Origin of the sequence: Falsiroseomonas sp. (assembly GCF_051860665.1) — a bacterium.
Taxonomy (GTDB): Bacteria; Pseudomonadota; Alphaproteobacteria; order Acetobacterales; family Acetobacteraceae; genus Falsiroseomonas.
On sequence record NZ_JBHYDM010000025.1, the window covers coordinates 16448 to 30375 of the forward strand.

Annotated in this window: 13 protein-coding genes; 7 read left to right on the plus strand and 6 right to left on the minus strand. The window is 70.4% G+C overall.

Annotation, left to right across the window (positions count from 1 at the left end; genetic code table 11):
• The first annotated feature begins 2 nt into the window (after positions 1-2).
• The 3 genes from ACTIF1_RS20195 to ACTIF1_RS20205 are packed head-to-tail and all read left to right on the plus strand — an operon-like array spanning position 3 to position 2952.
• Positions 3-1106 carry an ABC transporter substrate-binding protein gene (locus ACTIF1_RS20195; protein WP_439598260.1) on the plus strand — a complete coding sequence of 368 codons (1104 nt, stop codon included), beginning with the start codon at positions 3-5 and terminating at the stop codon, positions 1104-1106.
• The gene (locus tag ACTIF1_RS20200) at positions 1103-2164 is read left to right on the plus strand and encodes a FecCD family ABC transporter permease (protein WP_439598261.1); all 1062 of its coding nucleotides are present in this window, start codon (positions 1103-1105) and stop codon (positions 2162-2164) included. The genes ACTIF1_RS20195 and ACTIF1_RS20200 overlap by 4 nt, the downstream gene beginning before the upstream one ends.
• Complete coding sequence (locus ACTIF1_RS20205) at positions 2161-2952, plus strand: ABC transporter ATP-binding protein (RefSeq protein WP_439598262.1); 792 nt, start codon at positions 2161-2163, stop codon at positions 2950-2952. The genes ACTIF1_RS20200 and ACTIF1_RS20205 overlap by 4 nt, the downstream gene beginning before the upstream one ends.
• Here ACTIF1_RS20205 and ACTIF1_RS20210 read toward each other — a convergent pair.
• The 4 genes from ACTIF1_RS20210 to hisD all read right to left on the minus strand — a co-directional run bounded on the left by ACTIF1_RS20210 (position 2949) and on the right by hisD (position 6439).
• The gene (locus ACTIF1_RS20210) at positions 2949-3122 is read right to left on the minus strand and encodes a hypothetical protein (RefSeq protein ID WP_439598263.1); all 174 of its coding nucleotides are present in this window, start codon (positions 3120-3122) and stop codon (positions 2949-2951) included. The genes ACTIF1_RS20205 and ACTIF1_RS20210 overlap by 4 nt on opposite strands.
• Before the next feature lie 182 nt (positions 3123-3304).
• Complete coding sequence (locus ACTIF1_RS20215) at positions 3305-4369, minus strand: LacI family DNA-binding transcriptional regulator (protein ID WP_439598264.1); 1065 nt, start codon at positions 4367-4369, stop codon at positions 3305-3307.
• Positions 4366-5130 (minus strand): SDR family NAD(P)-dependent oxidoreductase, encoded by a 765-nt coding sequence (locus ACTIF1_RS20220; RefSeq protein ID WP_439598265.1) that lies wholly within the window; start codon positions 5128-5130, stop codon positions 4366-4368. Before ACTIF1_RS20220 ends, ACTIF1_RS20215 begins: the two co-directional genes overlap by 4 nt.
• 1 nt (position 5131) lies before the next feature.
• The gene (gene hisD, locus ACTIF1_RS20225; protein ID WP_439598266.1) at positions 5132-6439 is read right to left on the minus strand and encodes a histidinol dehydrogenase; all 1308 of its coding nucleotides are present in this window, start codon (positions 6437-6439) and stop codon (positions 5132-5134) included.
• A 242-nt stretch (positions 6440-6681) separates the two neighbouring features.
• On the opposite strand from hisD, the gene ACTIF1_RS20230 reads away from it, so the two are divergent.
• Positions 6682-8811, plus strand: coding sequence for a calcium-binding protein (locus ACTIF1_RS20230; protein WP_439598267.1), 2130 nt, complete (start codon positions 6682-6684; stop codon positions 8809-8811).
• 60 nt (positions 8812-8871) lie between these two features.
• On the opposite strand, the gene ACTIF1_RS20235 is transcribed toward ACTIF1_RS20230, so the two are convergent.
• Both ACTIF1_RS20235 and ACTIF1_RS20240 read right to left on the minus strand, forming a co-directional pair.
• Entirely contained in the window at positions 8872-9804 is a 933-nt protein-coding gene (locus ACTIF1_RS20235) for a dihydrodipicolinate synthase family protein (RefSeq protein ID WP_439598268.1), read from the minus strand.
• A 31-nt stretch (positions 9805-9835) separates the two neighbouring features.
• Positions 9836-10780 (minus strand): LysR family transcriptional regulator, encoded by a 945-nt coding sequence (locus ACTIF1_RS20240; RefSeq protein ID WP_439598269.1) that lies wholly within the window; start codon positions 10778-10780, stop codon positions 9836-9838.
• A gap of 95 nt (positions 10781-10875) precedes the next feature.
• Here ACTIF1_RS20240 and ACTIF1_RS20245 point away from each other — a divergent pair, with 95 nt between their 5' ends.
• The 3 genes from ACTIF1_RS20245 to ACTIF1_RS20255 are packed head-to-tail and all read left to right on the plus strand — an operon-like array spanning position 10876 to position 13921.
• Positions 10876-11760: an FAS1-like dehydratase domain-containing protein gene (locus ACTIF1_RS20245; protein ID WP_439598270.1), complete on the plus strand. Its 885-nt coding sequence runs from the start codon at positions 10876-10878 to the stop codon at positions 11758-11760.
• Entirely contained in the window at positions 11757-12959 is a 1203-nt protein-coding gene (locus ACTIF1_RS20250; protein ID WP_439598271.1) for a CaiB/BaiF CoA transferase family protein, read from the plus strand. The genes ACTIF1_RS20245 and ACTIF1_RS20250 overlap by 4 nt, the downstream gene beginning before the upstream one ends.
• On the plus strand, positions 12956-13921 hold the full coding sequence (locus ACTIF1_RS20255) for a Bug family tripartite tricarboxylate transporter substrate binding protein (protein WP_439598272.1): 966 nt from the start codon (positions 12956-12958) through the stop codon (positions 13919-13921). Before ACTIF1_RS20250 ends, ACTIF1_RS20255 begins: the two co-directional genes overlap by 4 nt.
• Positions 13922-13928 lie beyond the last annotated feature (7 nt).

Consider the following 13928-nt stretch of genomic DNA (forward strand, 5'->3'; position numbering starts at 1 on the left):
ACATGCTGAACCGCCGCAGACTGCTCCTGGCCTCGCTCGCGGCCCCGCTGGCCGCCCCGGCGATTGCGCAGAACCAGGGACCGGTGGCGGTCCGCGACCTGGCCGGGCGGGAAGTGCGCCTGCCGCGCCCGGCGCGGCGCATCGTGCTGACCCAGGGCCGCCACCTGCCGGTGCTCAGCCTGCTGCATCCGGATCCGCTGAGCCTGGTCGCCGGCTGGGCCTCCGACCTGCGCCAGGCCAGCGCGCAGGAATATGCGCAGCTGCGCGCGCTGAACCCGGCGGTGGACCGGATCCCGATCATCGGCCGCGGCCCTTCCGATACCGTCTCCTTCGAGAGCATCGTCGCGCTGCAGCCGGATCTCGTGCTGCTCAGCCGCTACACCACGGCGGCGGCCGGCGGCCTGGCCGGGCGGCTGGATGCGGCGGGCATTCCCTCCGCCGTCATCGACTTCTTCGCCGATCCACTGGCTGAATCCGAACCCAGCCTCGCCGTGCTTGGCGCGCTGATCGGCCGTGCGGAACAGGCGGCCGCCTTCAACGCGCATTACCGCGGCAAGCTGGAGGCGGTGGCGGCGCGGATGCGCGGTGCGGCGCCGAGGCACAGCGTGCTGCTGCATGCGCATGCCGGCGGCACCGCCTGCTGCTTCTCCTCCGGCGCCGGCATCTTCACCGGCATGATCGATGCGGCCGGCGGGCGCAGCATCGCGGCCGGCATCCTGCCCGGGCCGATGGGCCAGCTCGGCCTGGAATTCGTCCTCGCCACCGATCCGCACAGCTATGTCGCCACCGGCGGTCCCTTCGGCGGGGCGCGCGGCGGCATCACCATGGGCAGCGGGACCACGCCGGCCGAGGCGCGCGAGAGCCTGGCGCGCGTCATTGCCGCCCAGAACCTGTCCGGCCTCAGCGCCGTGCGGCAGGGCCGGGCGCATGCGCTGTGGCACGGCTTCAACGACACGCCCGCGCATTACCTGGCCATCGAGAAATTCGCCCAGTGGCTGCACCCGGACCGGATGCAGGGCATCGACCCCGAGGCCTCGCTCGCCGAGCTGAACGATCGCTTCCTGTCCATCAAGATGCAGGGCACCTATTGGGTCGACCTGGCGTGAGCCTGCCGCTTTCACACGGCGCCGCCACGGTCCTCGGCGCCTATCAAACCAGCCTGCGCCGCCGGCGGCTGCTGCTGGCGCTGCTCGGCGTGCTGGCCGTGGCGGCCTTCCTGGCCGATGTCGCGGTCGGGCCTTCCTCCCTCTCTCTCGCCGAGGCGCTGCGCGCGCTGTTCGATCCGGACTCCGCCACGCCGCTGGCGCGCACCCTGGTGTGGCAGGCGCGGCTGCCGCCTGCCGTCATGGCGGTGCTGGTCGGCATGGCGCTGGCCGCGGCGGGGGCGGAGATGCAGACCATCCTGAACAACCCGCTGGCCAGCCCCTTCACCCTCGGCGTGTCCTCCGCCGCCGCCTGCGGCGCGGCGCTGGCCATCGTGCTCGGCCTGGCCATCCCCGGCCTCTCGCCGCGCTGGGCGGTCTCGGCCAATGCCTTCCTCTTTGCCTTCGGCGCGGTGGGTCTGTTGCAGCTGGTCATCCGCTGGCGCGGTGCCGGCGTGGAATCGCTGGTGCTGCTGGGCATCGCGCTGGTCTTCACCTTCAATGCCGTGGTCGCGCTGATCCAGTTCATGGCCAGCCAGGATGCGCTGCAGCAGCTGGTCTTCTGGACGCTGGGCAGCCTGGGCCGCACGCAATGGGACGGCATCGCCATGGTCGCCGTGGTGCTGGCGGTGGTGATCCCCTTCTCCTGGCGCGCCGCCTGGCGGATGACGGTGCTGCGGCTGGGCGAGGAGCGCGCGCGCGGGCTTGGCGTGGATGTCGGCGGGCTGCGCTTCTGGGCGCTGCTGCGCATCAGCCTGCTGGCGGCGGCCGCCGTCGCCATGGTCGGCACCATCGGCTTCATCGGCCTGGTCGCGCCGCATGTGGCGCGGCTGCTGCTGGGGGAGGATCATCGCTTCCTGCTGCCGGGCAGCCTGCTGTGCGGCGCCGCGATCATGTCGCTCGCCGCCATGGCGAGCGAGATGCTGGTGCGGGGCGCGGTGCTGCCGCTCGGCATCGTCACCGCCTTCGTCGGGCTGCCGGTCTTCATCCTGCTCATCCTCGGCGGCAAGAGGCGCGGATGAGCGAGCTGCTGCTTTCCGGCGTCACCGCCGGCTATCGCGCCCGCCCCGTGCTGCGCGACTTCACCTGCGGCCCGCTTCCGGCCGGCGGGCTGACCGCGCTGGTGGGGCCGAATGCCGCGGGCAAATCCACGCTGCTGCGCGCCATCGCCGGGCTGGTGCCCGCGCGCGGCTCCATCCGCTTCGGCGGGCAGGAGCTGATCGGCCTGGCGCCGCGCGCGCGCACGCGCCTGCTGGCCTTCATGCCGCAGGCGCTGCCGCAGGATACCGGGCTGACGGTGATCGAGGCGCTGCTCGGCGCCTGGCGCGCATTGCCGGATGGCGCGGCGCTGCATGACGATTCCGCGCTGCTGCAGCGCGCCGGGCAGATCCTCGACCGGCTCGGCCTGGTCGAGCTGGGCATGGCGCCGCTGCAATCGCTCTCCGGCGGGCAGCGGCAGATGGTGGCGCTGGCCCAGGCCATCATCCGCGATCCGCCCCTGCTGCTGCTGGACGAGCCGACCAGCGCGCTGGATCTGCGCCGGCAGTTCGAGGTGATGGCCCTGCTGCGCGACCTGGCGCGGGAGGGGCGGAGCGTGGTGGTGGTGCTGCACGACCTGGCGCTGGCGGCGCGCTGGGCGGACCATCTGCTGGTGATGCACCAGGGCCAGGCCCATGCCGATGGCGCGGCGGAAGCCGTGCTGACGCCCGCCATGCTGCGCCAGGTCTATGGCGTGGAGGCGCGGATCGAACCTGCCTCAAGCGGCGAGCGCATGCTGCTGATCGACGGGATCAGCAGCGTCGCGCGTTAGAGTCGCGCGGAGGCGATCCGCGCGCCTTCGGCCAGCGCGGCGAGCTTCGCCCAGGCGATGTCGCCATGCACGGCGCCATAGCCCGCGAAGGTGCCGAAGCCGCAATCGGCGCCGGCGATGATGCGCTCCGGCCCGACGATGCGGGCGAAGGTCTCGATGCGCTGGGCCACCAGCCGCAGGTCACGCGATGATCTCGCCCTCCCGCGTCGTGATCTGCTGCGCGCCGCGATGGATGAAGATCACCTCCTCCTCCCTGGCGCTCGCTGGCTGCCGCGCCGTTGTGACCCGGCTGGGATCGGTCCTTCTGCATACGCATGCAAGTCTCGCGCCCCGTCTCAGCGCCTGGCAAGCCTCAACCCTGCGCGACGGGCCGCCAGACCAGCTGCTCGCCCAGGCTGACGCAGCCTTCAGGCGGCACGCGCGCGGAGCCGCGCACCACAAGTTCCCCGCGCACCACCTCATGCCGCGTCGGCGCGGCGGGGTCCTCGATCATCTCGCAGACCAATGCCACGGTGGCATCCACCATCGGCTGGACCGGTTGCGAGAAGGAGGTGAGCGAAAAGCTGGGCCAGCGTGCCGGGCCGGTATCGTCGAATCCCACCAGCGACAGGTCGCGCGGGATCCGCAGCCCGAATTCATGCCGCGCCACCTCCGCCACCGCGGTGGCCATGTGGTCATTGCCGCAGAAGATCGCATCCGGCGGGTCGGGCCGCGCCAGCAGCCGGCGCGCGGCGGCGGAAGCGGCCTCGAACTGGTACAGGCCCACCTCGCGCAGCGGCGGCGGATGGCCCTTCTCGGCCAGCCAGCCGGCAAAACCCGTCTCGCGTTCGTGGCTGGTGGAGGAATTCTCCAGGCCGGCCAGGAAGGCCAGGCGGCGATGGCCGCCGGCCACGAGAAACTCCGCGATCAGCCGCCCGCCGCGCTCATTCTCCCCGGTGACGGAGGAGACGCTGGGTGCGCGGCTGGTGCGGTTGAAGAGCAGCACGGGAATCCCCGCTGCCTGGCACTGGTCCGCGAGTGCGGAGGAAAGCGTGGTGGAGGCGAGGATCAGCGCATCCACGCGCCAGGCCAGCACCTCCTGCAATTGCGGATCGGCTTGGCGGCCGGCATCCGGCATGAAGAGCAGCATCTGGTAGCCGCGCGCCTGCAGGCCACGCGCCAGCGCCTCCAGCACATCCGGATAGAAGTGGTTCTGCAGATAGCTCGCAGCGACGCCGATGATGCGGCTGCGCCGCGTGGTCAGCGACCGCGCGATGGCGTTGGGGCGATAGCCGAGCTGCCGCGCGGCCTCCGCCACCCGCTCCCGCGTCTCCTCGGCGATGGAGGCGCCGGGCGTGAAGGCGCGGCTGACGGCGGATTGCGAGACGCCGGCGAGGCGCGCGACGTCGGTCGCCGTGGCCTGCCGCTTCCGGCTCATCCCGCCGTCCAGCCGCCATCCACCAGCAGGGAAGACCCCGTCATCAGCGAGGCCGCGTCCGAGCACAGGAACAGGATGGCGCCCATCAGATCCTCCACCTGGCCTAGCCGGCCGAGCTTGATCTTCTGCATCACCTGCGCGCGGAATCCCTCATCCTGCAGGAAGGGCCGCGTCATCGGCGTCTCGATGAAGGTGGGGCACAGTGTGTTCACGCGGATGCCATGCGGCGCCAGGTCGATCGCCATGGCGCGCGCCACGCCCTCGATCGCCCATTTGGAGGCGCAATAGACGCTGCGCCGCGCGCCACCGACATGACCCATCTGGGAGGAGACATGCAGGATGGCGCCCGGGATCCGCGCCGCGATCATGCCGCGCGCCACGGCCTGTGCCACGAAGAAGGCGGCGCGCAGGTTCAGCGCCATGACGGCGTCGAAATCCGCCGGCGTCACATCCTGGAAGGCGGCGGGGCGGTTGGTGCCGGCATTGTTCACCAGGGCGTGGAAGGGCGGCAGCGCCGCGATCTGCGCCGCCGCGCGCTCGATATCCGCGACGTCCAGAACCAGCGCCTCCGCGCTGCCGCCCTCGGCACGGATTTCCTCAGCCGCCGCCTCGATTTCCTCGCGCGACCGCGCGGCCAACACCACATGCGCGCCGGCCTCCGCCAGCGCCGCGGCGGCGGCGAGACCAATGCCGCGGCCGGCACCGGTCACCAGCGCGCGGCGGCCGTCCAGGCGGAAGGAGGGCGTGCGGGGCAGGGCCATGCTACTCGGCCGCCTGGCCATAGGGGATATTGCGTCCGCCATAGCGGCGCAGGCGGATATTCGCCTGCTCGGCATGGCCGACAAAGCCTTCGAGCATGCAGAGGCGGGAGCAATAGGCGCCGATCATCGCGCTGGCCTCATCCGTCAGGACCCGTTGGTAGGTCACGGTCTTCAGGAACTTGCCGACCCAGAGCCCGCCCGTGTAGCGCGCCGCGCCCAGCGTCGGCAGCGTGTGGTTGGTGCCGATGACCTTGTCGCCGTAGCTGACATTGGTGCGCGGCCCCAGGAACAGCGCACCGTAGTTCGTCATGTTCTTCAGGAAGAAGTCGTCATCCGAGGTCATCACCTGCACATGCTCGGAAGCGATGCGGTCGGCCTCGCGCAGCATCTCGGCATGGTCGGCGCAGAGGATCACCTCGCCATAGTCGGCCCAGGCTTTCGCGGCCACGGCGGCGGTGGGCAGGATGGTCAGCAGGCGCTCCACCTCCGCCATGGTGGCACGGGCGAGCTTTTCCGAATTCGTCAGCAGGATGGCCGGGCTGGTCGGGCCGTGTTCGGCCTGGCCCAAAAGGTCGGTGGCGCAGATCTCGGCATCCACCGTCTCGTCGGCGATGATCAGCGTCTCGGTCGGGCCGGCGAAAAGGTCGATGCCGACGCGGCCGAAAAGCTGGCGCTTGGCCTCCGCGACATAGGCATTGCCGGGCCCCACCAGCATATCCACCGCGCCGATGGTCTCCGTGCCCAGCGCCATCGCGCCCACCGCCTGCACGCCACCCAGGCAATGGATCTCATCCGCCCCCGCCAGGTGCTGCGCCGCGACGATGGCCGGTGCGGGGCGGCCCTGATAGGGCGGCGCGCAGGTGACGATGCGCGCGACGCCGGCCACCTTCGCCGTCACGACGGACATATGCGCGGAGGCCAGCAGCGGGTACTTGCCGCCCGGCACGTAGCAGCCCACGGAATTGACGGGGATGTTCTTGTGGCCGAGCACCACGCCCGGCAGGGTCTCCACCTCGATATCCTGCAGCGCCGCCCGCTGGTGCTGCGCGAAGTTGCGGACCTGTTCCTGGGCGAAGCGGATATCCTCCAGCGCGCGCGCCGGCAGCTCCGCCAGGCAGGCGCGGATCTCGGCATCGGTCAGGCGGGAATCGGCGCGCTGCAGACCGTCGAAGCGGGCCGACATCTCGCGCACCGCCGCATCGCCGCGCGCCGCGATATCGGCCAGCAGGCGCTCCACGGTGGCGCGCACCTCGCCCTGCGCGGCCTCCTTGTCCTCGGCGCCGATCGAGCGCTTGAGCCAGACTGCCATGTCGCCATCCTCTTAGAACGGGGCGAGATTGCCTGCATCCTGCATGCGTATGCAAGCTTCACCTCTGTGCAGACAGGTCCAGCCCCACCGGACGACGCGCGCGAAACACAGGCGAAACCGTCTTTTTGCGGTGCAGCAAAGCGCGCCATCCGGCGATACGAAGCCGAACGGCGGCGAGGCGCAGCCGCAACCTTGCCCCGGCATCTTCCCGCCACCGCAACACCTGCACAGGAAGGTGCAAGATGGCGACCTGGAAGACAATCAAGCTTGGCGACGGGAATGACTCCTACAATGCCGGGGCATTCTCCTATGCCGAGGACTACTATTTTCGCCTGGAGGGCCTGGGCGGCAATGACACGCTGACCGGCAGCGTGCTGAACGACCGCCTGATCGGCGGTGCCGGCGATGACGAGCTTTATGGCGGCAACGAAGCCGGCCTCTTCACCATCCATGTGGACACGCTGGAAGGCGGCGCAGGCAATGACAGCTTCCTGGTCGGCGCCCATGACGTCATCTATGGCGGCGCGGACAACGACACCTATGTCGTCGTCGGCAAGTCGGATGGCGCGAAGCTGATCGAATATGCCGGTGGCGGGATCGACACGGTGGAAGTGGCCTGGACGGACTTCGTCCTTCCCGACCAGATCGAAAACCTCGCCGGCAAGTCGGTGGTCGACTTCATGCACCTGAAGCTGACGGGCAACAGCCTGGCGAATCGCGTGACCAGCACTGTCGGCAACGACACGCTCCTCGGGCTGGGCGGCATGGACACGCTGGAAGGCAATGGCGGCAACGACAAGCTCTATGGCGGGGCCGATGACGATCGCCTGCTCGGCGGCGCCGGCAACGACCTGCTCGATGGCGGCACCGGCAAGGACACGCTCGATGGCGGCGGCGGCGCCGATACCATGATCGGCGGGCAGGGTGACGACACCTACAATGTCTATTCCGCGACGACGAAGATCGTGGAACAGGCCGGGGCCGGCTACGACACCGTGCGCAGCTTCCTCACCAATACCTGGCTGCATGAGCAGGTGGAGGCGCTGACCCTGGTCGGCGGGACGTCCGGCCGCACCGGCTTCGGCAATGCGCTGGACAACCGCATCGTCGGCGATCTCGGCGCCGATACGCTGCGCGGCGAGGGCGGGCATGACGTGCTGAACGGCGCCTCCGGCGAGGATTCGCTGGCCGGCGGCGCCGGCAACGACACGCTGGCTGGCGGATTCGGCAACGACACGCTGCGCGGCGATGAGGGGAATGACTCCCTCGTCGGTGGTTTCGGCAATGACCTGCAGCAGGGCGGGGCGGGCCTCGATACGCTGCGCGGCGGCGCCGGCAATGACTCGCTCCATGGCGGCGACGAGGCCGACCAGCTCTTCGGCGATACGGAGGGCGACTATCTGCTCGGCGGCGCCGGCGATGACACGATGAATGGCGGCAACGGGTCCGACAGCATGTATGGCGGGCTCGGCAATGACACCTTCCATGTCGACGATCTGGGCGATGTCACCGGCGACGTGGCGGGCGCCGGCGGCGGCTACGACGTGGTGCATGCCAGCGTCTCCCACACGCTGGGCGCCAATATCGAGAAGCTGGTGCTGAGCGAAGCCGCCGGCGCCGCCACCGGCAATGGCAATGCCGCGAACAACACCCTCATCGGCAACGGCTTCGCCAATGTCATCGATGCCGGCTCCGGCGCCGACTGGGTCTTCGCCGGCGACGGCCATGACCTGGTCGACGGCAATGCGCACAACGACACGCTCTTTGGCGAGGCGGGCAACGACACGCTGATCGGCGGCGGCGGCGATGACCTGATGGTGGGCGGGCTCGGGCTCGACAGCATGGCGGGCGGCGTCGGCAACGACACCTATTGGGTGGACCAGTTCACCGACGTCATCCTGGAGAAGGTCGGCGAGGGCAAGGACCGCGTCTTCTCCACCGCCTATGACTATACGCTCGGTGCCCAGCTGGAGGATCTGATCCTGCAGGATGGTGCGAAGAAGGGCTATGGCAACGAGCGCGACAATACCATCACCGGCAACAAATGGGACAATACGCTGCGCGGCAATGCCGGCAACGACGTGCTGGACGGTGGGGCCGGCAACGACCTGCTGGTGGGCGGCGAGGGCACCGACTTCTTCGTCTTCGACAAGGGCTATGGCGCCGACCGCATCGGCGACTTCGAAGATGGCATCGACCGCATCGACCTGCGCGGCACCGGCCTGACCTTCGCCCAGGCCGGCACGGTGCTGGACGACATGACCCAGCTGGGGTCGGATCTGGTGATCGACTTCGGCGGCGGCGACCAGATCACCATGGCCAGCATGGACATGGCCCAGATCACCGCGGCGGATTTCCTCTGGGCGATCTGAGGCCGGCGCGCTTCGGGAAAGGCTTCGGCAGGCCGGGGAAGACCCGGCCTGCCGGTTCCGTCAGTCCAGCTTCGCCCGCGCATCGTGCCGCGCCAGCCGCTGCAGCAGATACTCCACCTCGCCCCGTGCCGTGGCGGTCAGCGCGGTGCCGGGCCGGCGCTGCGCATCCGACGCAATGATCCCCCGCCGCATCAGCACGTATTTCCGCACGGCCAGGCCCGGGCCCGGCTGCAGCTCGTAGCGGATCAGCGGCAGATGCGCGTCGAACAGGTCATGCGCGCGCTCCCGCTCCCCGGCCTGGGACAGGCGCACCAGATCGACCAGCATGTCCGGGAAGGCATAGCCGGTCATGGCGCCATCCGCGCCGCGCGCCATCTCGAAGTCCAGGAAGATGCCGCCATTGCCGCAGAGGATGCTGAGCGGCCGCATGCTGCCCTCCGCCTGGAAGCGGCGCAGAGCGGAGATCTTCTCGAGGCCAGGCCAATCCTCATGCTTCAGCATGACGCAGGAGGGCAGATCCATGACGATGCGGCGGATCACCGCCGGCGTCATCTGCACCTGGAACAGCTGCGGATAATCCTGCAGCACGAAGGGGATATCGGCGCCGATCGCCTCCACCGCCTGGTGGTAGTAGCTGACCACCGCATCGTCGTTCCGCAGGTGGCTGGGCGGCGCGATCATCACGCCCGCGGCCCCCGCTTCCATCACGCCATGCGCCAGGGCGCGCATCGCCGCAAAACCCGGGGCGGTGACGCCGACGATGATGCCCGCCTTGCCGGCGCGGCGGATGATGCGGCGGCTGAGCTCCAGCGATTCCGCGCCATCCAGTTTCGGCGCCTCGCCCATCACGCCGAGGATGGTCATGCCGTCGCAACCGGCGCCCAGGTAGAAATCCGTCATCCGGTCGAGGCTGGCCTCGTCAATGCGGCCATCCGGGTGGAAAGGCGTGGGCGCAATGACATAGACGCCCTTGGCGGTGACATCGAGGGGCATGGAAGGGTCTTTCCGGCAATTCTGCCGCGCCTTATCGGGGCGCGGCCGGCCTGCGTAAACCCCTGGCCCGGGGCGCCGCGGCCGCCGGGCCGGGCTGGCGCAGCGCAGCCACGATCGCCGCCATGAGGCTGCGCGCGGCGGGGGAAAGCTGGCGCTCGCGCGGGGTCAGCAGGCCGATGCGGCGGGTCAGCGCCGGGCGCGCGAGGCGCAGCGTGACCACCCCCACCGGCAGCGGGTCCGGCAGGGCGGAGGCGGGCAGGGCGACCACACCGGCCCCGGCCGCCACCATGGCGACCGCCGTGGCCAGGTGCCGCACCTCGATCCGCCAGCTGGTATGGATGCGCGCCTGGTCCAGCGCCGCATCGACCAGGCGGCGATTCTCGCTGATGGCATGGGTCGCCACCATCCGCTCGTCGCGCAGCTCCGCCCAGGCCACGGATTTGCCGCCCGCCAGCCGGTGGTCGCGCGGCAGCACCAGGAAGAAGGGCTCGTCGAACAGCGGCTGGCGCTCCACCGTCCAGCGCTCGGCGCCGATCGCGGCGAGGGCGAAGTCGATGCGGTTCCCATCCAGCATCGTGCGGATCTCGGTGGCGGAGCTTTCATGCACCACCACCTCGGACATCGGCCAGGACTTGCCATGCGCGGCCAGCAGCGGGCCGAGATGGCGCTGGGCCAGCGTCGGCAGGCAGCCGATCTCGATGCGCTGGCCGCGATCCGGATCCACCGCGCGGCGCATCGCCTCCCGCAACCTGGCGATGGCCTCCTGCGCCTCCGGCAGCAAAGCGGTGCCGGCGGCGGTCAGGCGGATGGGCTGGGCGCGGCGGTCGAGCAGCTCGGCCCCCGTCGCGCCCTCCAGCCGCTGCACCCGGCGGGTGAGTGCCGGCTGGCTGAGGCCGAGGCGGCTGGCGGCGCGGCGGAAGGAGCCGAGCTCCGCCACCGCGATGAAGGCCTCGAGGCCCGGCAGGTCCAGATACATGCCGCGCATGATGCACCGCGCGCATCACCCGGTCACCATATTGCATTGGACGCGGGGCGCGCCTGGGGCGAGAGTCGGGGCACGGAGGAAGCAAGATGCCCGATACGCACGCGCAGCCCGGCGAGATGGCCGGCTGGATTGGCCGCCAGGAAGTGCTGGAGGATGAGGTGGCGCTGCCCATCGTCCGCCGCCTGGCCGCCCTGCTGGACCAGGACCCCCTGCGCTACCGGCGCGGCGATGCGCTGCCCGAAGGCTGGCATTCCGTCTTCTTCGCGCCCATCGCCCGCCAGTCCCAGCTCGGCCCGGATGGCCACGCCCGCAAGGGCGATTTCCTGCCGCCGGTGCCGCTGCCGCGCCGCATGTTCGCCGGTCGGCGCCTGCGCTACCTGGCGCCCATCACCATCGGCGCGGAGATCCGCCGCATCTCCACCATCGGCGCCATCACCCCGAAGACCGGCCGCACCGGCCAGATGATTTTTGTCCGGGTCGACCATGTGGTGGAGATGGACGGCAGGCCGGTGCTGACCGAGGTGCAGGACATCGTCTATCGCGAGGAAGCCAAGCCCGGCGCGGGCGCGCCGCCCAAGGCCGAGGCGCAGGTGGAACTGCCGCCGCCCGATGACAGCCAGGTCTATGCGCCGGAGACGACGCACCTCTTCCGCTATTCGGCGCTGACCTATAACGGCCACCGCATCCATTACGACCAGCCCTATACGACGCAGGAGGAGGGCTATCCCGGCCTCGTCGTGAATGGCGGGCTGCATGCGCTGTTCCTGCATGAGATGGCGCGCCGCAACCTGCCGGGCGGCCAGCTCGGCCGCTTCTCCGTGCGCAACGTGAACCCCTTCTTCGTCAACCGCGTGGGCGAGCTGCGCTGCAAGCGGGCCGAGGACGGCACGCTGCAGCTCTGGGCGCTGAACGAGGCGGCCAAGGTCGTGGCCCAGGCGGAAGCCGCCGCCGAGCCGGGCGAGATGGTGTGAGCGAGGCCCCCGCCCCGAAGCGCGGGCCGCTCGCCGGCATCCGCGTGCTGGACTGCACCGGCGTCATCGTCGGGCCGACCAGCACGCTGCTGCTGGCCGAGCAGGGCGCCGATGTCATCAAGGTGGAGCCGCCGGAAGGCGACCTGATGCGCAAGCTGGGCGGCAAGGCGCCGCCTGGTGCGCCCGGCATGTCGCCCAAGTTCATGCACTTCAACCGCAACAAGCGGTCCATCGTGCTGGATCTGAAATCGGCGGAGGGGCAGGAGGTGATCCAGCGCCTGGCGCGGACCAGCGATGTCTTTGTCAGCAATATGCGCCCGCGCGCGCTGGACTCGCTCGGCCTGACCTGGCCGCGGCTGGCGGCGCTGAATCCCCTGCTGGTGCATTGCACCATCGCGGGCTTCGCCACCGGCGGCCCCTATGATGGCGCGCCCGCCTACGACACCATCATCCAGGGCCTGTCCGGCGTCGCCGCCTGCCTGGCACAGGTGTTGGGCGAGCCGCGTTTTGCCCCCTTTGTCCTCACGGACCATATCGTCGGCATCATCGCCGCCCAGGCGATCTGCGCCGCGCTCGTCGCCCGCGCCACCAGCGGCGCGGGCCAGGCGATCGAGGTGCCGATGTTCGAGAATGCGGCGACCTTCGTGCTGTCCGAACATCTCGGCCAGCGCACCTACGACCCTGAGGGCAGTTTCGGCGATCCGCGCATCATGACGCCGGATGCCCGGCCGATGCGGACGCAGGACGGCTATATCTGCGTCTCCGCCAATACGGACCCGCAGGCGCGCGGCTTCTTCACGGCCATCGGCCGGCCGGAGCTGATGGAGGATCCGCGCTTCCGGAACGTCTCGGCGCGGCTCGCCAATGTCGCCGACTACTTCGCGCTGCGGGCGGAGGTGCTGCAGCACCGGACCACGGCGGAGTGGGTGGAGCTGCTGCGCCGCCACGACGTGCCGGCCATGCCCTACCACACGCTGGAGACGCTGCTGGAGGATCCGCAGCTGCGCGGCTCCGGCACGCTCACACAAGAAGAAGGGGAGGAACACATGCTGGGATTGCGACACGCAAACCGCTTTTCCGAATCTGGCCTGCCGGCTTCGCGACCGGCGCCGCGGCAGGGGGCGCAGACCGCCGAGATTCTCTCCGAACTTGGCTATGGCGCCGCTGACCGCGCGCGGCTGATGGGAGGCGCGGCATGAAGCGCCGCCATCTTCTGGCCGCCGTGGCGGCCAGCCTCGCCACCCCGGCGCTGGCCCAATCCCCCTGGCCCAGCCGGCCGATCCGCCTGGTCGTGCCCTTTCCGCCGGGCGCGGCGAATGACACGCTGGGCCGCGCCATGGCGGATCAGCTGACGCCCCGCCTCGGCCAGCCCGTGGTGGTGGAGAATCGCGGCGGCGCCGGCGGCACCATCGGGTCGGAGGCCGTGGCGCGCTCCGCGCCGGATGGCTACACGCTGCTGCTCGGCCATGTCGGCACGCTGGCGGTGAATGTCGCCATGTATCCGAACCTCACCTACAGCCCTGTGCGGGATTTCGCGCCGGTGGCGATGATCGCGACCACACCGAACGTGCTCGTGGTGAACCCCCGTCGGCCCTACCAGGACCTGCCGAGCCTGGTCGCCTTCGCCAAGGCCAATCCCGGGCGGCTGCGCTACTGCACCGCCGGCAATGGCAGCGCCGGCCATACGGTGATGCTCGCCTTCCTGCATGCGACGGGGCTGGACATGGAACACGTGCCCTATCGCGGCCTGGGTCCGGCGCTGAACGACCTGGTGGCGGGGCATGTCGACCTCACCTGGGGCGGCGCGCCCACCGTGATGCCGCTCGCCCGCCAGGGATTGTTGAAGGCGCTGGGCGTGTCCAGCGCGCAGCGCGTGCCGAGCCTGCCGGAGCTGCCGACGGCGGCGGAGACCGTCTCGCCCGGCTTCGATGCGGTGCCCTGGTACGGCATCGCCGCGCCGGCCGGCACGCCGGCCGCCGTGATCGCGCGGCTGAATACCGAGATCAATGCCAGCCTGAATTCGCCCGAAGTGGCCGCAAGGCTGCGGCAGGACGGGGCGGAGCCGCTGCCGATGACGCCCGAGGCCTTCGGCCAGCTGATCCGCAGCGAGATGGCGCGCTGGAGCGAGCTGATCCGCGCCGCCGGCGTGACCGCGAACTGAGACGAAT

Excerpts from the sequence above, each read along its gene's own strand:
- ACTIF1_RS20195 (WP_439598260.1), top strand. The coding sequence starts at position 3 with ATGCTGAACCGCCGCAGACTGCTCCTGGCCTCGCTCGCGGCCCCGCTG.
- ACTIF1_RS20205 (WP_439598262.1), top strand. The coding sequence starts at position 2,161 with ATGAGCGAGCTGCTGCTTTCCGGCGTCACCGCCGGCTATCGCGCCCGC.
- ACTIF1_RS20215 (WP_439598264.1), bottom strand. The coding sequence starts at position 4,369 with ATGAGCCGGAAGCGGCAGGCCACGGCGACCGACGTCGCGCGCCTCGCC.
- ACTIF1_RS20220 (WP_439598265.1), bottom strand. The coding sequence starts at position 5,130 with ATGGCCCTGCCCCGCACGCCCTCCTTCCGCCTGGACGGCCGCCGCGCG.
- hisD (WP_439598266.1), bottom strand. The coding sequence starts at position 6,439 with ATGGCAGTCTGGCTCAAGCGCTCGATCGGCGCCGAGGACAAGGAGGCC.
- ACTIF1_RS20230 (WP_439598267.1), top strand. The coding sequence starts at position 6,682 with ATGGCGACCTGGAAGACAATCAAGCTTGGCGACGGGAATGACTCCTAC.
- ACTIF1_RS20235 (WP_439598268.1), bottom strand. The coding sequence starts at position 9,804 with ATGCCCCTCGATGTCACCGCCAAGGGCGTCTATGTCATTGCGCCCACG.
- ACTIF1_RS20240 (WP_439598269.1), bottom strand. The coding sequence starts at position 10,780 with ATGTATCTGGACCTGCCGGGCCTCGAGGCCTTCATCGCGGTGGCGGAG.
- ACTIF1_RS20245 (WP_439598270.1), top strand. The coding sequence starts at position 10,876 with ATGCCCGATACGCACGCGCAGCCCGGCGAGATGGCCGGCTGGATTGGC.
- ACTIF1_RS20255 (WP_439598272.1), top strand. The coding sequence starts at position 12,956 with ATGAAGCGCCGCCATCTTCTGGCCGCCGTGGCGGCCAGCCTCGCCACC.